This window comes from Vibrio tapetis subsp. quintayensis, assembly GCF_030409945.1.
Taxonomy (GTDB): Bacteria; Pseudomonadota; Gammaproteobacteria; order Enterobacterales; family Vibrionaceae; genus Vibrio; species Vibrio quintayensis.
Genome location: NZ_JAUFQV010000011.1, coordinates 1 through 16738 on the forward strand (window position 1 = coordinate 1; position 16738 = coordinate 16738).

The following is a 16738-nucleotide window of genomic DNA, read 5'->3' on the forward strand; positions in this document are numbered from 1 at the left end:
GTTCACGAACTTCCATCTCAACTAGCTCTAGAAGCTCTTCATCATCAACCATGTCACATTTGTTCATGAATACGATGATGTAAGGGATACCAACTTGACGACCAAGTAGGATGTGCTCACGAGTTTGTGGCATAGGGCCATCTGTCGCAGCAACAACTAGGATACCGCCGTCCATTTGCGCAGCACCAGTGATCATGTTTTTAACGTAATCGGCGTGTCCTGGGCAATCTACGTGTGCGTAGTGACGTTCAGGTGTATCGTACTCAACGTGAGAAGTAGCGATTGTGATACCACGCTCGCGCTCTTCTGGAGCGTTATCGATAGATGCGAAGTCTTTCGCTTCACCGCCGTATACTTTTGACAAAGTAGTACAGATAGCAGCAGTTAGAGTTGTTTTACCGTGGTCAACGTGGCCGATAGTACCAACGTTTACGTGCGGTTTCGTACGTTCAAATTTTTCTTTAGACACGATCGTGTTCCTTCCTAGTTATGATTCACATCGGAATAAGCTCCGATGTGCGCCAGAATTTGCTATTTTATGCGCCAACACGCGTTAGCGCAATATTTGAACTCATTGATCTTCCAAAAAAGAAGAAAAAATGTGCTCAGTTTTTTAACCACGCTCTGCAATGATTGCATTTGCAACATTTTTTGGCACTTCAGCGTACTCACTAAACTCCATAGAGTAAGAAGCACGACCTTGTGTCGCAGAACGTAAATCAGTTGCGTAACCAAACATGACAGACAACGGAACTTGTGCACGAATTATCTTCAGGCCAGCTGTCCCCTCGTCCATGCCTTCGATGATGCCGCGACGACGGTTAATGTCACCAACAACGTCACCCATCCAGTCTTCTGGAGTCGTTACTTCAACTTTCATCATAGGCTCTAGCAGAACCGGTTGCGCTTCAAGTGCACCCGATCTGAAAGCCATAGAGGCAGCGATTACAAACGCCATCTCACTTGAATCTACTTCATGGTAAGAACCATCATATAGTGTAGCTTTGATATCCAGAACTGGATAGCCAGCAAGCACACCATTATTCATTTGCTCTTCAACGCCTTTAGCGACAGAGCCAATAAATTCTTTTGGCACAATACCGTTAGCAATGTCGTTAACAAAGACAAAGCCTTCGCCAACTTCTGATGGTTCTAGTTTCAGCCATACGTGACCGTATTGACCTTTACCACCATGTTCACGGATAAATTTACCTTCAGCATTTGCTGTACCACGAATGGTTTCACGGTAAGCAACTTGCGGATTACCAACGTTGCAGTTCACGCCAAATTCGCGCTTCATGCGGTCAACGATGATATCTAAGTGCAGTTCACCCATACCCGAAATCAGGGTTTGGCCTGTTTCGTCATCCATATCAACACGGAATGATGGATCTTCTGCCGCTAGTTTACCTAACGCAATAGTCATTTTATCTTGATCAGCTTGAGAGCGAGGCTCTACAACGATCTGAATTACTGGGTCTGGGAACTCCATGCGCTCAAGAACAATCTTATGGTTCTGATCACACAGTGTTTCACCAGTCGTGACATCTTTTAAGCCAATAATAGCTGCGATATCACCTGCTCGCACTTCTTTCACTTCTTCACGCTTGTTTGAGTGCATTTGAACAATGCGCCCTAAACGTTCACGCTGCTGCTTAACTGAGTTGTAAGCTGTTTTACCGCTTTCAACAACGCCAGAATAAACACGAATGAAAGTTAATGTTCCAACGAATGGGTCAGTTGCAATCTTAAATGCCAGTGCCGAAAACGGTTCATTGTCGTCTGCATGACGCTCTACTTCGTTCTCGTTTTCATCGATTCCCTTAATAGCAGGAACATCAACAGGAGAAGGAAGGAACTCAACAACAGCATCAAGAACAGCCTGTACCCCTTTGTTTTTAAACGCACTACCACAAGTAGCAAGCACGATTTCATTATTAAGAGTACGAGTACGCAGACCAAGTTTGATTTCAGCTTCTGTTAGCTCACCTTCTTCAAGGTATTTATCCATCAACTCTTCGTTTGCTTCAGCTGCCGCTTCAACAAGTTCTGTGCGGTACTCTTCAGCCATTTCTTGCATGTCAGCTGGAATGTCTTCGTAAGAGAAGGTCATGCCTTGATCGGCTTCATTCCAGTTAATTGCTTTCATCTTGATAAGGTCAACAACACCTCTAAACTCATCTTCTGCACCAATGTTTAATTGGATTGGAACTGGGTTTGCACCAAGACGATCTTTAATTTGGTCAACAACGCGTAGGAAGTCAGCACCAGTACGGTCCATTTTATTAACGAAAACCATACGTGGAACTTGGTATTTATCGGCTTGACGCCATACCGTCTCTGACTGTGGTTCAACGCCTGATGAGCCACAAAACACAACAACCGCGCCATCAAGAACACGCAAAGAACGCTCTACTTCAATCGTGAAGTCAACGTGCCCAGGGGTATCGATGATATTGATGCGATGATCAGGATACTGTGCTTCCATACCACGCCAAAACGTAGTGGTTGCAGCTGAAGTGATCGTAATACCACGCTCTTGCTCTTGCTCCATCCAATCCATGGTAGCAGCACCATCGTGAACTTCGCCGATTTTGTGAGAAAGACCGGTATAGAACAGAATACGTTCACTTGTGGTTGTTTTACCTGCATCTACGTGAGCAACGATACCGATATTGCGGTAGCGCTCAATAGGAGTTTTACGAGCCACGGTTGAATCCTCTTTACTTAGAGACTTAGGGACTATTGCTATGTCTAAATTGTGCCTAAAAAAGCCAAGCCCTAGATATAGCAATAGTTCCTAGCATACGCATAGGAACTAAAGAAGTGCTGCAGGGAACCCCACAGCACTATAAAGGTATTACCAGCGGTAATGAGCAAACGCTTTGTTAGCGTCAGCCATGCGGTGAACGTCTTCACGTTTCTTAACCGCAGTACCTTTGTTCTCAGACGCGTCTAGCATTTCAGCAGCTAGGCGTTGAGCCATAGATTTTTCACCACGCTTACGCGCAGCTTCAACTACCCAACGCATAGCAAGAGCGTTACGGCGAACCGGACGAACTTCTACAGGTACTTGGTAAGTTGAACCACCCACACGGCGAGATTTAACTTCTACCGCTGGACGAACATTTTCAAGAGCTTCTTCAAATACAGCTAAGTGATCTTTACCAGATTTCTCAGCCATAACTTCTAGTGCAGTGTAAACAATTTTCTCTGCAGTAGATTTCTTTCCGTCAACCATTAGGATGTTAACGAATTTTGCCAGCAATTCAGATTTGAATTTAGGATCTGGAAGGATCTTACGCTGGCCTATAACGCGACGACGTGGCATGGATGTATCTCCGTTGTCTTCTTCAGGTTATCCAAAACTTTTCAGTTTCTTCAAAAATTAAGAATTAAAATTAATTTAGTGTTTGGCCTTACTTAACGGAATCCATTAAGACTTAGGACGCTTCACACCGTACTTAGAACGACCTTTCTTACGGTCATTTACGCCAGCACAGTCAAGCGCGCCGCGAACAGTGTGGTAACGTACACCCGGTAGATCTTTTACACGACCGCCACGGATTAGTACAACACTGTGCTCTTGAAGGTTGTGACCTTCACCGCCGATGTACGAAGTTACTTCGAAGCCGTTCGTTAGACGAACACGACATACTTTACGAAGTGCTGAGTTAGGTTTTTTTGGTGTAGTAGTGTATACACGAGTACATACACCACGTTTTTGTGGGCACGCTTCTAGTGCTGGCACGTTGCTTTTAACAACTTGCTTTGCACGAGGCTTGCGTACCAACTGGTTAATAGTTGCCATTAACTAGCTCCTGATTTACTTAAAGTAAGCTTGATGAAAAATCTAGTCCTAGATGTACTATCGTACAAATAGGGACGCAAAATTCTATTCAGCGCAGAGGGATGTGTCAAGAAATATACAGATCTTTTTTCTTTGGGAGCTGAATAAGGGAATTTAGACTGAGTCACATTTTCGAATGCTTATTCAGCTTATTGCTTGTTGAGTATTTAGATTCGTGCTTTGACCGAAAATTAACCGCTTAATCCCATGTCATTGTCTGGCTATGTCGCTCTGTAAGCGTCACCCAGCCACTAAAGCCGACAACTTCAAGTCTTGCATCAACAAATCCATTCAAGCCGCGAGCGTCGACATCAGCACTTAATACGGACACTCGTTCTGTCACGCCAGAAATCAATTTGAAGTCTTTATGAGCCGTATTTGCCGCATAGGTAGCGGCTTCGACTAAGATAAACTCGTCATTTTCGCCTGAATACTGCATAGCATCATTCAAGCCAGTAATGGTTTTTATAATGTGAAGCATGCTGCTATTACCTAACTATCAGAGAAATGTTCAAGAAAAATCCGAGGAGAACGCCAAATTAAAAGGTCAGCAGTTTACCTGCGGATTGCAAATTGTCAGTAACTTCTGAATGAGTCAGAGACTGCACATCTATCGTTAAGGTAGCTTTTTCAAGCCCTCTTTCTGCTAACGACTGCTGGCAAACATACACGTTTTCTATGTCATAAAGATCGAATAACTTCAGCATAGGTGCGTAGTCTTTGCTTTGAATGGCTGCTGGGTTTTGTTCATTCACCAACTGGGCGACTCCGTCACCAAGAAATATGACGCTAATATCTTCACAGTATGCCGATGCCGCTAATAATGCATCCACACCCTCACGCCCTGCATTGGTATTATGGGGAGCACTGCGAAATACAAAGGTTAATTGGCTCAAAATTGCACCACCCTGTCTTGGATTAACATGGCTTCTGCTAGGCTACCTAACCCTGCTTGTTCAAAACCGTCGGCTAGGTTATGGCCATCTAACGCATGTTGTTTGGCCTCGTCTAAGCTCACAATGCCACGCCTTAACGCCGCCGCGACACAGGTTTCCAACCGCACGTTATGTTTTACTGCTAATTCTTGCCATGCACCTGTTAAGTCAAATTCATCATTCGCGGGGACCGTCAGCGCACTGCCATTTGTCACACCATCTTGATAGAAAAACACACTCACTAACCGGTGACCTTTGTCTATCAAGGCACACGCAAACTGATACGCATTACGTGCCGATTGGCTACCATAAACAGCACCGTTCACCACTAAACTATAGGTTAATGGTTCAGTTGTACTCACTTCTCGCCATCCTCTGTCTTGCGTTGGCGAATGTATAAGTAAACGGTATGCTTAGAGATATTCAGACGGTCAGCAACACGGTTGATCGCATCTTTAATATCAAAGATACCTTTATCGTATAAATCCATCACGATTTGGCGGTTCTTGGTGTTATTCGATACCGACTTATCGCCATTAATATCTTCAATGGTGCGCTCTACTGTTTGATCCACCAACTCTTCAACATCACTAGCAAAGTTAACCGAAGAGGCCGCATCTTTCGCATCACTGGCTGGCATAAAGGCAGCTAGCACCTGAGAAAATGGCGCATCCAAATTAATATTGATACACAAAAGCCCGATAACTCGATTGTCAGAATTACGAATGGCAATCGTAATCGACTTCATCAATACGCCGCCTTTCGCTCGTGTAAAATACGAACGAGAGAAATTGCGCTCTGAACCTTCAATATCTTGCAGCATTTTCAATGCAAGATCGGTGATCGGAGAGCCAACCTGGCGTCCGGTATTTTCACCATTAGCGATTTTCACTGCGGAAGTATTCAAGTCTTCCAGTGAGTGCAGCACAATTTCACAGTGCGGGCCAATCAAGCTAGCAAGACCATCCACGACTGCTTCGTAAGAACGAAGAATGGTGTTGTCATGCATGGTAAAGGGTTTTACATCCACAGATTCCATTTCCAAAAGTGAATCTGCATAATTTGCATCTGTTGTATTCACGAGCACCTGCCCAAGTTAAAAGCTTTATCTCAACTAATTAACGCAAGTTTATCAGAAAATTTGAAGAGGCAACGTCTACAAACATAAACAAGAAGTGACTTGGAGCAAACAATAGCGAATTTAAAGCGATGAGTTGCACAAAAAAAGAGCTCAATGAGAGCTCTTTCTATTCGTATTTTTATATCGATGAAGACTTATTGGGTCTTAGTCGCTGCGTCAGCACCATCAATGTTTAGCAACTCTACTTCGAATACAAGTGTTGAGTTTGCAGGAATTGTTGGTGTGTCTTGTGGGCCGTAAGCAAGCTCAGGTGGGATAACGAACTTGTACTTAGAACCAACTTGCATCAACTGAACGCCTTCTGTCCAACCCGGAATTACACGGTTTAGAGGGAAAGTAGCCGATTGGTCACGATCGTAAGAGCTATCGAACTTAGTACCGTCAATTAGCGTACCTGTGTAGTGAACTTCAACAGTGTCTGTATCTACCGGAGAAGCGCCTTCAGCAGGCGTCATCACTTGGTAAAGAAGACCAGATTCAGTCTTAGTTACGCCTTCCATTTTTTCAAATTCTGCACGGAAGTCAGCGCCTTCCTTTTCAGCTGCTGCTGATTTTTCAGCCGCTTGAGCTTGCATCTTCTCTGCAACACGCTTGTCTAGAGATTCTAGTGCAAGGCGAATTTCTTCTTCGTTTAACTCAGGGTTACCTGCAAATACGTGTTCGATACCTTTAAGAACGATGTCTTTTTTCAGCTCAATGCCGATTTCATTTGGTTTTTCGATGCTAGTATTTAGGTAGTTAGCAAATGAAACGCCAATTGCGTATGCCGCTTTGTCATCATCATTTTGGAAAGCAACTTGAGCTACTTGCTCAACCTTTGCGGTTTCTTCTACTTTTGGTGCTTCTTCTTTTTGACAACCTACAGCTAACACGACAGTCGCAGCAAGCAAAGACACTTTAAAAAAAGGTTTCATTAATATCTCCAAATTATGGCCTAGCCATTTTATTTATACTTAGCTAGGTAAGTAGATGTTTTCAAATACTGGCCTAGACAAATATACTCTTTTGTTCCGTACAGCATATATGGGCACGGCTTAGTGCAAATTCAATGTTGCATCAATATACTAGTATCATGTCCTTAGACACAAACCGGAATTTCTCAATGATGCGGACAGTCTCTCATTCCATTATTACAACCATTGTCATATTACTGTTAAATGGCTGTTTTTTTGATGCCAAGAACGATCAGCGATGGGCCATCGAACCTCAAGGTTCCACCAGCTTCGCTCTGAGCCGAGACGGTCGTTTCGCTTTACTCTATTCCAAACAAAGAGACTTACTCTTATGGGATCTTGAAAGCAATAGCGAGCTTGCCGAACTGGGCCCTCAAGACCCGCAAGCCAATACTGTTTCACATATCCGTATTGCAGACAGTGGCCGCTTTGCTGTCACCGCGACACAACAAAACTTTGCTGTGTGGGACCTTGGTTGGACACAAGCTCAAGGGCTTTGGTCTATCTCTGACGGTGTCATTCGAGATATCGACATATCCAGTGATGGTGAACAAATCCTATTAGGCCTTTCTAACGGAAAAGCCATTTACGTGGATTTAGTCACTGGAAGACGCTTAGAGTTCCTTGCTCATCGAGAAAAAGTTAATTCTGTGGCTCTTTCACCCAATGGCCGCTTCGCTTTATCAGGCGGAAATGACTATAAAGTATATTTATGGGATACCGAAACAGGCCAAGCCGTGCATCAGTTTGAGCACGACAACCGCATTGTTCGAGTCGCGCTTCAACGTGATGGGAAATATGCCTTTTCGTCAGACAGCGCCAATGATGCTTTCGTGTGGGATTTAACCACTGGAGAGAAAATATCCGAGCTGAAAGCGTTCGACCGCCAACTCATTTTTACCAGCGCTCGTTTTTCTGATGATGGTAAACAGCTTCTTACGGGTACTCCTGGAGGGCGAGTAATGTTGTGGGATGCAATGAGCGGGAAACGAATCGACTATTGGCAAGTTGAGCCACAAAAAGATGCTCGTCCACCACGTGCAGTGGTGTATGATGCCACTTTCGATAATAAGCAAAGAATTATCTCCGCAACTTCTGCAGGCATTGCGCAAGCATGGCGGATAGAATCTCAATGGTATAGTAATGACTGATCAAAACAGCACCGAAGCCCTATTCACACGCATAGATGACCTAGAATGTAAGCTGGCTTTTCAAGAGCAGACCATTGACGAACTTAACGATGCACTAAGTCAGCAACAATTGCTCATCACCAAGATGCAAGACCAGATGAAGTTTGTGGTGGGTAAAGTGAAGAATATGGATGGCTCGAACCTGGCCGATGCGTCAGAAGAGACACCACCGCCGCATTATTGAGGTGCTAAAAGCGAAGTACTAAAAGCGAAGTGCTAAAAGCGAGATTCACGGTCAAATAAAAAACGCCAACTGATGTTGGCGTTTTGTATTGGTCTTTAGCTCTTTGCTGTCAACTTAGCTTTTCGTACTTAGCTTTTAGCACTTCACAATTAGCTTTTAGAGCTTAGCACTTCGTACTTAATTAGTGCGAACCGCAGCTACCGCCACCGCAGCAGCCTTCTTTTTTCTCTTCGTGACCGTGGTCATGGCCTTCGCCACCACAGCAACCGCCTTCGTGATCGTGACCTTCGCTGCCACAACCGCCTTCTTTATGAATGTGACCGTGCTCTACTTCTTCTGCCGTTGCTTCACGAATCGCGACAACTTCTACATCAAAAGTCAGAGTTTGACCCGCAAGCATGTGGTTACCGTCAACCACAACTTCATCGCCATCTACTTCTGTTACTTCAACAGGGATAGGACCTTGGTCAGTATCCGCTAGGAAGCGCATACCCACTTCAATTTCTTCTACACCTTGGAATACGTCAGCAGGAACACGTTGAACTAGGTCATCGTTGTGCTCGCCGTAAGCTTCGTCAGGAGAAACCGTCGCAGAGAATTTTGCGCCCGCTTCTTTGCCTTCAAGCTCAGATTCTAAACCAGTAATTAGGTTGTTGTGGCCGTGTAAGTAATCCAGAGGTGCTTCAATCGTTGATTGATCAACAACAACGCCATCTTCTAGTTTTACTTGGTAAGCAACGCTAACCACTGTGTTCTTTGTAATTTTCATGGAGACTCCAAGGTTTAAGGTCCTAGGAGCAAGGAACAAGGCCCTAGGAAAAATAATAAAGACATCGCTATTATGGGGATGAATTATAAAAACTCAATCAATCTGGTTTAAATATCCCTATCATCTGATCTTGGCTATGCTCACTTTCGGCAACCGCTTCGCTGGTTTTTTGTTTCTGATAATCGCACTCAACACACTCTACCTGCTCGACAGCGTCTTGCATCCACCAGCGTAAGCTATCTTGGCTCTTACATTCAGGGCAATGAGCGCCGGCTATAAAACGTTTTTTAATTTTCATGGCTAATTCCACTTTACTCACTCCCAATTTTGGCGAGAATCATTTTCCATTTCTCTACCAAAGATTTCTTCTAATTCTTTACGGGCTTCTTTGGCTCGTAATGCGAGATCTTTATCTTCTGAATGCTGCGGCATCAGTTCTTTCAGCATGGTCATATCTAGCTTCTTAAAATGAGCCTGTGCTCTTTTGGCTTGATAAGGGTGCATCCCCAATTCAACCAAAGCCTGACGACCAAGGTCCAACGCCCCTAAAAAGGTTTCTCGGGAATAGTTTTGCACATCATGATTGAGTAGCTGATACGCCTCAACACGGCTTCGAGCACGAGCCAAAATTTTCAAATTCGGGAAATGCTGCTTACATAACTCAACAATTTTCACCACTTCATCAGGCGTATCGGTACAAATAACAATGGCTTCTGCCTTACTGGCTCCTGCCGCCCTTAACAGATCTAGCTGAGTCGCATCGCCATAAAACACTTTGTAACCGAAGCGCCGTAATAGCTGAATTTGGCTCACATCGCTTTCTAATACCGTAATACGTATTTTGTTGGCATACATCAAACGCCCGACTACCTGACCAAAGCGGCCAAAACCCGCAATGATCACCCGTGGGCTTCGATCGATGACATCCGTTTCCATTTCGTCCACATCATTAATGGTGCGGGCAAACCAATGCTTTTGAGCCAGCAGTAATAACGGAGTAGTCACCATAGAAATACTGACCACCACCAGCAAAAATGCCGCAAGCTCCGGGTCGAGAATATTTTCAGCTTGCGCGGCGGTAAAAATAACGAAGGCAAATTCACCACCTTGGCTTAAAATCACTGCAATGGAACTGCGCGCTTTAGGCCGAGTTCCAAACGCACGGCCCAAGCCATACATCACCAGCACTTTAATACCAATCAATACCACCACAGCAGACAATACCGCAACCGGCTCAAGCACCAACAGCCCTAAGTTCACCGCCATGCCGACAGCAATGAAGAACAGCCCTAGTAGCAAACCTTTGAAGGGTTCAATGGCAATTTCTAATTCATGTCGATACTCACTCTCAGCAAGTAACACACCCGCTAAAAACGTACCCAGCGCCATAGAAAGACCTAATTGATCCATGATCAAAGCGATACCAAGCACTATCAACAAGGCCGTTGCGGTAAAGAGTTCTCTTACGCCTGTCACCACCACAAATCGAAAGATTGGCCTTAGCAAGTAATGGCCACCAACCAGCAGCGCAATAATGGCCGCTAATGTAGATAACCCATCCAGCCAGTTACCCACCGTATTACCCGCTAATATCGGCAGTAATGCCAACATAGGAATAACGGCGATATCCTGGAATAACAAGACCGCAAAGCCCGACTGCCCGGTTTCACTGCCGCCTAGCCCTTGCTCTTCGATCACTCGCAAGGCAATCGCGGTTGAAGAGAGCGCAAGCCCCATTCCCACAACTAAACTCACTTGCCAATTCAGGCCAAACGCATTCACCAGCAAAGCAATAGCCGCGGTAGAAAGCACCACTTGCCCTCCACCTAGCCCGAGGATCGGTTTTCTTAGCTGCCAAAGCTTTTTCGGATTCAGTTCCAAGCCAATTAAAAACAGTAACAACACCACACCAAATTCGGCGAAGTGCAAAATGGCGTCGACATCGCTAATTAACCCCATTCCCCACGGGCCAATCGCAACCCCTGCCAATAAATAACCTAATACAGACCCAAGGCCTAAACGTTGCGCCAAAGGCACTGCGACAACCGCTGCACTTAGGAAAATAACACTGCTGGCAAGAAACTCATTGGTCGCTGACATTATTCCCCTCCTGTGTCATAGCATTCGAACTTAATCGGATTGATTAACCACTGAAGATAATCAGCGGCGTGAGTCTGCCTTTCAAAGTCACTGGTGTTTCGCGCCCAATATAAAATAAGAGGTTCTAACCAATGCATCCGACATAGCAAAGCCGTCAACTCAAAAGGCTGTAAAATTTCTTCCAATGGGTATTTATTGTAGCCACCGGGAGCAAAGGCGTCTTGCGCACCACCAGTTGTGATCACACTGCGCCAATACTTCCCTTCTAGCGCTCGGCCATTACCGAATGCGAAATCTTTACCTAACACACGATCGAGCCATTCTTTGAGCAAAGCTGGGCAGGAATACATATAAAGTGGATGTTGAAAGACGATCACGTCATGCTCTGCAAGTAATTGCTGTTCATGGGGAACATCAATAAAAAAATCGGGATAATGCGCATAGAGATCGTGCACAGTGACGTGTTCCAAGTCCTGGATCTGCTTGATCATCACTTGGTTAGCAATAGAATTGTCAGGATCGGGGTGAACATAAATGACCAAGATTTTTGGTAATGTCACCTGTTTTTCAGCATTTACAGACATACAGATTTGCGTCTTCCCTAATGGCATATTGTTGTCATTGTGTTAATCCATCATATCGTAAATTGTATAATGATCGACATTTATCCTTATTCCCCCTACTATTTCACGCGTTAAGCCAACTCTAACTCCAATAAAGAACATTATGATTATCTTTTCAGACATCCAATTGCTACGCGGCGGCAAGCCTTTACTCGACCAAGCCAGTGCGACTATTCACCCTGGCGACAAAGTCGGCCTAGTGGGGAAAAACGGTTGTGGTAAATCCACTCTATTTGCCTTGCTCAAAAACGAGCTGTCCATTGACGCTGGTAACTTCCAGATGCCAAGTCATTGGGAGTTAGCTTGGGTAGCTCAAGAAACCCCGGCACTAGAGCGCCCAGCATTGGACTATGTGATTGATGGAGATCGCGAATATCGCAGCCTTGAAGATCAACTATTAAAAGCCGAACAAACGGACAACGGCACCCTAGTCGCTGAGCTTCACGGAAAAATTGAAACCATTGGTGGCTACACCATTAAGTCTCGTGCTGCTGAACTGCTAGACGGTTTAGGCTTTAGCCAAGAGCAAATGAGCTGGAGCTTAACGCAGTTCTCTGGGGGCTGGCGTATGCGTTTGAACCTAGCACAAGCCCTGCTTTGCCGTTCAGACCTACTGCTATTGGATGAACCAACCAACCACTTAGACTTAGATGCCGTGATGTGGCTAGAACGTTGGCTACAAAACTACCCTGGCACCTTGATTTTGATTTCCCATGACCGCGACTTCTTAGACCCAATTGTTGGTCGTATTATCCATGTGGAAAACCAAGCGCTTAACGAATACACCGGCAACTACTCATCATTTGAAACGCAGCGAGCTCAAAAGCTCGTATTGCAGCAAGCCATGTACCAGAAGCAACAAAAGCAGATGAGCCACATGCAAAGCTACATTGACCGCTTTCGTTACAAAGCATCAAAAGCACGCCAAGCTCAAAGCCGAATTAAAGCACTAGAAAAAATGGAACAAGTGCTCCCAGCTCAGTTTGATAACCCATTTAGCTTTGAATTTAGAGAGCCCTCTGCGCTGCCTAATCCAATTTTGATGATGGATGAAGTGTCGGCAGGCTATGGCGATAATCTTATCTTAGAAAAAATTCGTCTTAATTTAGTCCCTGGTAGCCGCATTGGCTTGCTTGGTCGCAATGGCGCGGGTAAATCGACCCTCATTAAATTGCTCTCTGGGGAATTGAATTCTCAGTCTGGCGAGTTTAACTACTCTCAGGGCGTGAAGATTGGCTACTTTGCTCAACACCAATTAGAAACCTTGCACCCAGAAGAAACCCCGCTTCAACATATGATGCAAATAGCGCCGGGGAAAACCGAACAGCAATTGCGTGACTATTTGGGCAGCTTTGGCTTCCAAGGTGAAAAAGCACTCGATAAAGTCGCGCCTTTTTCTGGTGGTGAAAAAGCCCGTTTAGTGTTGGCCTTAGTCGTGTGGCAAAAGCCCAACCTGTTGTTACTCGATGAACCAACCAACCACCTTGATCTGGATATGCGCCAAGCACTAACTTTTGCCTTGCAAACGTTTGAAGGCGCAATGGTCATCGTCAGTCACGACCGCTACTTATTGCGCGCCACTACCGATGAGCTTTACCTAGTCCACGATCGCCAAGTTGCGCCATTTGATGGTGACCTAAGCGACTATTACAAGTGGCTAACTGAACAACAAAAAATTGAACGTAAAGAAGCGCAATCAACCCAACCGAGCAAGGATGGTGAAAACAGCGCCGCTTCTCGTAAAGAACAAAAGCGTAAAGAAGCCGACTTTCGAAAAGTGACTGCGCCAATTCGCAAAACGCTGACAAAACTTGAGCAAAAAATGGATAAGCTCGGTACTATTTTGTCAGAAGCAGAACAAGATTTAGCCGATACCAGCCTGTACCAAGCTGAAAATAAAGCTAAACTTAATCAAGTATTGGCAAAACAAGCTTCCGCTAAGTCTGAACTAGAAGATGTGGAAATGGATTGGATGTCTGCTCAAGAAACCCTTGAACAACTCGAAACGGAGTTCGCTAGCTAATGACACAACCGCAAGTCTCGATTTCACTCTCACTTGAACGCTTATGGCAATTCAGTTTGCAATATTACAGCGTGCGAGAAGTGAAAGAGGCTTGCTTAGCTCTGCAAAACCAATTCCATGGCAATGTTAACTTACTGCTGTTGTTCAAATGGCTTGATGAGCAGCAAGTTACCTTTGCCGAACAAGACTGGCATAGCGTACAAGAATACTTGGGCCGTTCTGAAACCCTATTACACAGTTTTCGCGAACTGCGTAAAAAGCTAAAATCCCACGTACCCGGCATCGTTTATCGTGAGTCGTTGCAATTTGAACTTCAACTAGAAAAACAACAGCAATCGGATTTAGTCGACTGCATCAATGGGTTAGTGCTTAGCAAAAACTACGCTGAACCGCTTACCCTGCGTTATTGCAAACAGTTAGGTGCCGAGCATCTATACCAAGCTTTTGCCCCACCGACAGACTTTGAAACACTCAGAGCAAAAAATTAGATCCCATTATGACTTCATTTAAAGCCGCTGCAGGCATACGTAATCCTCACCTGCAAACTATTTTACCTCGAGTTATCCGCCGCAAAGCACTGTTTACCCCACACAATGAAAGACTCAACCTACCCGACGGTGATTTTGTCGACCTAGCATGGAGTGCAGACCCTGCCTCTGAGCAAGCTCAAAACAAGCCCGTTTTTGTGCTATTCCACGGCCTTGAAGGCAGCTTTAACAGCCCTTACGCCAACGGATTAATGAATGCGTTTGCCAAACAAGGTTGGCTTTCTGTCATGATGCATTTTCGTGGTTGCAGTGGTGAGACAAACTTAAAGCCTCGCGCTTATCATTCAGGGGAAATTGAAGACGCTCGCTATTTTTTAACGCAGCTTGAGCAACGTTTTCCTCGGCAGAAAAAAGTCGCAGTAGGTATTTCATTAGGTGGCAACATGTTAGTGAACTATTTAGCACATTATCACCTAAACCCGATTTTAGATGCCGCCACCATAGTATCCGCACCACTGTCTCTTGATTCATGCGCTAAACGCATCGAGCAAGGGTTTTCTAAGGTATATCGCAACTACTTGTTAAGCTCGCTAAAACGCAATGCATTAAACAAGCTTCCTTTGATCCAGCAAGTTTTACCTATCGAGCCTGAACAGATAGAGCAACTCAAGCGGTTAGAAGAATTTGACGATTTGATCACTTCCCAGTTACATGGTTTTGATAACGCTCAGCACTACTACCAACAATGCTCTGGCATCCGATGCTTAGATCAAATCAGCATTCCAACTCGGATCATCCACTCGAAAGACGACCCTTTCATGACTGAAGACGTGATCCCTAACTTTCCACTACCCGAGCATATAAAATATCACCTGTTAGATCACGGTGGCCATGTCGGATTTCTAACAGGCAGCCTCATAAAGCCAAGGTTCTGGTTAGAAGAAACCTTACCTGAGTATTATGAAGTACTGAAGCGAAGTGCTAAAAGCGAGGTACTAAAAGCGAGGTACTAAAAGCGAGGTACTAAAAGCGAGGTACTAAAAGCGAGGTACTAAAAGCTAAGTTAAGAGCTTAGTATCGTTTATACTTCGCACCCGCTACTCTGGCTCTAGCTCTAGCTTTTTATACTTAGCTTTTTATACTTAGCTTTTTATACTTAGCTTTTAGTACTTCGCACTTCGCTTTTAGCACTTCACATTTAAGAGATATTTATGATCGTTCCATGGCAACAAATTGACCCTGATACATTGGAAAACCTAATCAAAGAGTTCGTACTAAGAGAAGGGACGGACTACGGCGAGAGCGAATTTAGCTTGGATCAAAAAGTAGAGCACGTTAAGCAACAACTCTCGAATGGCCAGGCTGTTGTGGTATTTTCTGAATTACATGAAACCGTGAATATCCAAGTGAAGCCACAGTACTAGGTTCTGTTTATTAAAAGATTTTCCCTACACTGACTTAACCCTATGTTAAAATAGGCATAACAAGTACGTTACTCAAGACAAGGCCCGTCATGTCAGCAAAGCACCCTATCATTGCCGTAACCGGTTCATCTGGAGCTGGAACCACCACAACCTCTGAAGCTTTTCGTAAAATGTTCAATATGATGGACATCAAAGCCGCTAAGGTAGAAGGGGACAGCTTCCATCGATTTACACGCCCAGAAATGGACATTGAAATTCGTAAAGCGAAAGAGCAAGGTCGCCACATCAGTTACTTTGGACCACAAGCCAATGACTTTGCTGCCCTTGAGCAATTTTTCCGTCGCTACGGTGATGAGGGAACGGGTGAAGTAAGACGCTATTTACATTCATTTGATGAGGCCGTTCCCTACAATCAAATGCCAGGCACTTTCACCCCTTGGCAAGAATTACCAGAAAACACCGACGTCATGTTTTATGAAGGGTTGCACGGTGGTGTAGTCGATGGCGATATCAATGTCTCTAAACATGTCGATTTTTTGATTGGCATGGTACCCATTGTAAACCTAGAGTGGATTCAAAAATTCGTGCGAGATACGCGAGACAGAGGCCATTCACGTGAAGCCGTAACGGACTCAATTGTACGCTCTATGGATGACTACTTAAGCTACATTACGCCACAATTTTCTCGTACTCACATCAATTTTCAGCGAGTCCCTACGGTAGATACATCTAATCCGTTAAATGCGAAAGGCATACCCAGTTTAGATGAAAGTTTCGTGGTTATTCGTTTACGCGGTATGAAAAACGTAGACTTCCCATACCTTTTATCAATGATTGAGGGGTCATTCATGTCCAGGCATAATACCCTTGTCGTGCCAGGTGGCAAGATGAGTTTCGCCATGGAATTGATCGTTCAGCCCATGCTTGCCCAATTAATAGAAACGGGCAAGATCGGTTAAATTTCATACAGAGATTGAAAATCATGCTCAAGGCGTGATCATGTGCACATTTTTGCTTAGGAATTCACGGTTGTGGCACGATCAAAGTCAAGAAATCGT

At 44.7% G+C, this 16738-nt stretch carries 20 protein-coding genes; 7 read left to right on the forward strand and 13 right to left on the reverse strand.

Annotated features, from left to right (window positions below):
* From QWZ04_RS03425 to fkpA, 9 genes are all read right to left on the reverse strand, one after another.
* Positions 1 to 469: GTP-binding protein (locus QWZ04_RS03425; protein WP_290324954.1), on the reverse strand; the 469-nt coding region annotated here is incomplete at its 3' end.
* Positions 470 to 613: 144 nt separating this feature from the next.
* Positions 614 to 2710 (reverse strand): elongation factor G, encoded by a 2097-nt coding sequence (gene fusA, locus QWZ04_RS03430; protein WP_290324956.1) that lies wholly within the window; start codon positions 2708 to 2710, stop codon positions 614 to 616.
* 150 nt (positions 2711 to 2860) lie between these two features.
* On the reverse strand, positions 2861 to 3331 hold the full coding sequence (rpsG, locus tag QWZ04_RS03435) for a 30S ribosomal protein S7 (protein WP_102523309.1): 471 nt from the start codon (positions 3329 to 3331) through the stop codon (positions 2861 to 2863).
* A 105-nt stretch (positions 3332 to 3436) separates the two neighbouring features.
* Positions 3437 to 3811, reverse strand: a complete 375-nt coding sequence (gene rpsL, locus QWZ04_RS03440) for a 30S ribosomal protein S12 (RefSeq protein ID WP_005417208.1) — start codon at positions 3809 to 3811, stop codon at positions 3437 to 3439.
* Between the two features lie 238 nt (positions 3812 to 4049).
* Positions 4050 to 4331 carry a sulfurtransferase complex subunit TusB gene (gene tusB, locus QWZ04_RS03445; protein WP_290324972.1) on the reverse strand — a complete coding sequence of 94 codons (282 nt, stop codon included), beginning with the start codon at positions 4329 to 4331 and terminating at the stop codon, positions 4050 to 4052.
* A 58-nt stretch (positions 4332 to 4389) separates the two neighbouring features.
* Positions 4390 to 4746 carry a sulfurtransferase complex subunit TusC gene (tusC, locus tag QWZ04_RS03450; RefSeq protein WP_290324974.1) on the reverse strand — a complete coding sequence of 119 codons (357 nt, stop codon included), beginning with the start codon at positions 4744 to 4746 and terminating at the stop codon, positions 4390 to 4392.
* A complete protein-coding gene (gene tusD, locus QWZ04_RS03455) occupies positions 4743 to 5147 on the reverse strand; it encodes a sulfurtransferase complex subunit TusD (protein WP_290324976.1) in 405 nt (134 codons plus the stop codon). Before tusD ends, tusC begins: the two co-directional genes overlap by 4 nt.
* Complete coding sequence (locus QWZ04_RS03460; protein WP_290325513.1) at positions 5144 to 5824, reverse strand: helix-turn-helix transcriptional regulator; 681 nt, start codon at positions 5822 to 5824, stop codon at positions 5144 to 5146. Before QWZ04_RS03460 ends, tusD begins: the two co-directional genes overlap by 4 nt.
* Before the next feature lie 236 nt (positions 5825 to 6060).
* Positions 6061 to 6840: an FKBP-type peptidyl-prolyl cis-trans isomerase gene (gene fkpA / locus QWZ04_RS03465; RefSeq protein WP_290324978.1), complete on the reverse strand. Its 780-nt coding sequence runs from the start codon at positions 6838 to 6840 to the stop codon at positions 6061 to 6063.
* A gap of 191 nt (positions 6841 to 7031) precedes the next feature.
* Between fkpA and QWZ04_RS03470 the strand changes: the two genes are divergently transcribed.
* Positions 7032 to 8030: a WD40 repeat domain-containing protein gene (locus QWZ04_RS03470; protein ID WP_290325515.1), complete on the forward strand. Its 999-nt coding sequence runs from the start codon at positions 7032 to 7034 to the stop codon at positions 8028 to 8030.
* Complete coding sequence (locus tag QWZ04_RS03475) at positions 8023 to 8253, forward strand: SlyX family protein (RefSeq protein ID WP_102523314.1); 231 nt, start codon at positions 8023 to 8025, stop codon at positions 8251 to 8253. The genes QWZ04_RS03470 and QWZ04_RS03475 overlap by 8 nt, the downstream gene beginning before the upstream one ends.
* 181 nt (positions 8254 to 8434) lie before the next feature.
* Here the strand turns inward: QWZ04_RS03475 and slyD are convergent, their stop codons facing one another.
* The 4 genes from slyD to kefG form a co-directional block, all read right to left on the reverse strand.
* Positions 8435 to 9022 (reverse strand): peptidylprolyl isomerase, encoded by a 588-nt coding sequence (slyD, locus tag QWZ04_RS03480; RefSeq protein ID WP_290324981.1) that lies wholly within the window; start codon positions 9020 to 9022, stop codon positions 8435 to 8437.
* 97 nt (positions 9023 to 9119) lie between these two features.
* The gene (locus tag QWZ04_RS03485; RefSeq protein ID WP_290324983.1) at positions 9120 to 9320 is read right to left on the reverse strand and encodes a YheV family putative zinc ribbon protein; all 201 of its coding nucleotides are present in this window, start codon (positions 9318 to 9320) and stop codon (positions 9120 to 9122) included.
* Between the two features lie 17 nt (positions 9321 to 9337).
* The gene (gene kefB / locus QWZ04_RS03490) at positions 9338 to 11122 is read right to left on the reverse strand and encodes a glutathione-regulated potassium-efflux system protein KefB (RefSeq protein WP_290324985.1); all 1785 of its coding nucleotides are present in this window, start codon (positions 11120 to 11122) and stop codon (positions 9338 to 9340) included.
* A complete protein-coding gene (kefG, locus tag QWZ04_RS03495; protein WP_435433581.1) occupies positions 11122 to 11733 on the reverse strand; it encodes a glutathione-regulated potassium-efflux system ancillary protein KefG in 612 nt (203 codons plus the stop codon). The genes kefB and kefG overlap by 1 nt, the downstream gene beginning before the upstream one ends.
* Before the next feature lie 115 nt (positions 11734 to 11848).
* Between kefG and QWZ04_RS03500 the strand changes: the two genes are divergently transcribed.
* The 5 genes from QWZ04_RS03500 (at position 11849) to QWZ04_RS03520 (ending at position 16639) form a co-directional block, all read left to right on the forward strand.
* Positions 11849 to 13768: an ABC transporter ATP-binding protein gene (locus tag QWZ04_RS03500; protein ID WP_290324987.1), complete on the forward strand. Its 1920-nt coding sequence runs from the start codon at positions 11849 to 11851 to the stop codon at positions 13766 to 13768.
* Positions 13768 to 14256, forward strand: coding sequence for a TIGR02444 family protein (locus tag QWZ04_RS03505; RefSeq protein WP_290324989.1), 489 nt, complete (start codon positions 13768 to 13770; stop codon positions 14254 to 14256). The genes QWZ04_RS03500 and QWZ04_RS03505 overlap by 1 nt, the downstream gene beginning before the upstream one ends.
* Before the next feature lie 8 nt (positions 14257 to 14264).
* Positions 14265 to 15269 carry a hydrolase gene (locus QWZ04_RS03510; RefSeq protein ID WP_290324991.1) on the forward strand — a complete coding sequence of 335 codons (1005 nt, stop codon included), beginning with the start codon at positions 14265 to 14267 and terminating at the stop codon, positions 15267 to 15269.
* A 198-nt stretch (positions 15270 to 15467) separates the two neighbouring features.
* A complete protein-coding gene (locus QWZ04_RS03515; RefSeq protein WP_290324994.1) occupies positions 15468 to 15680 on the forward strand; it encodes a YheU family protein in 213 nt (70 codons plus the stop codon).
* 89 nt (positions 15681 to 15769) lie between these two features.
* Positions 15770 to 16639, forward strand: coding sequence for a phosphoribulokinase (locus QWZ04_RS03520; protein WP_290324996.1), 870 nt, complete (start codon positions 15770 to 15772; stop codon positions 16637 to 16639).
* The last annotated feature ends 99 nt before the right edge of the window (positions 16640 to 16738 follow it).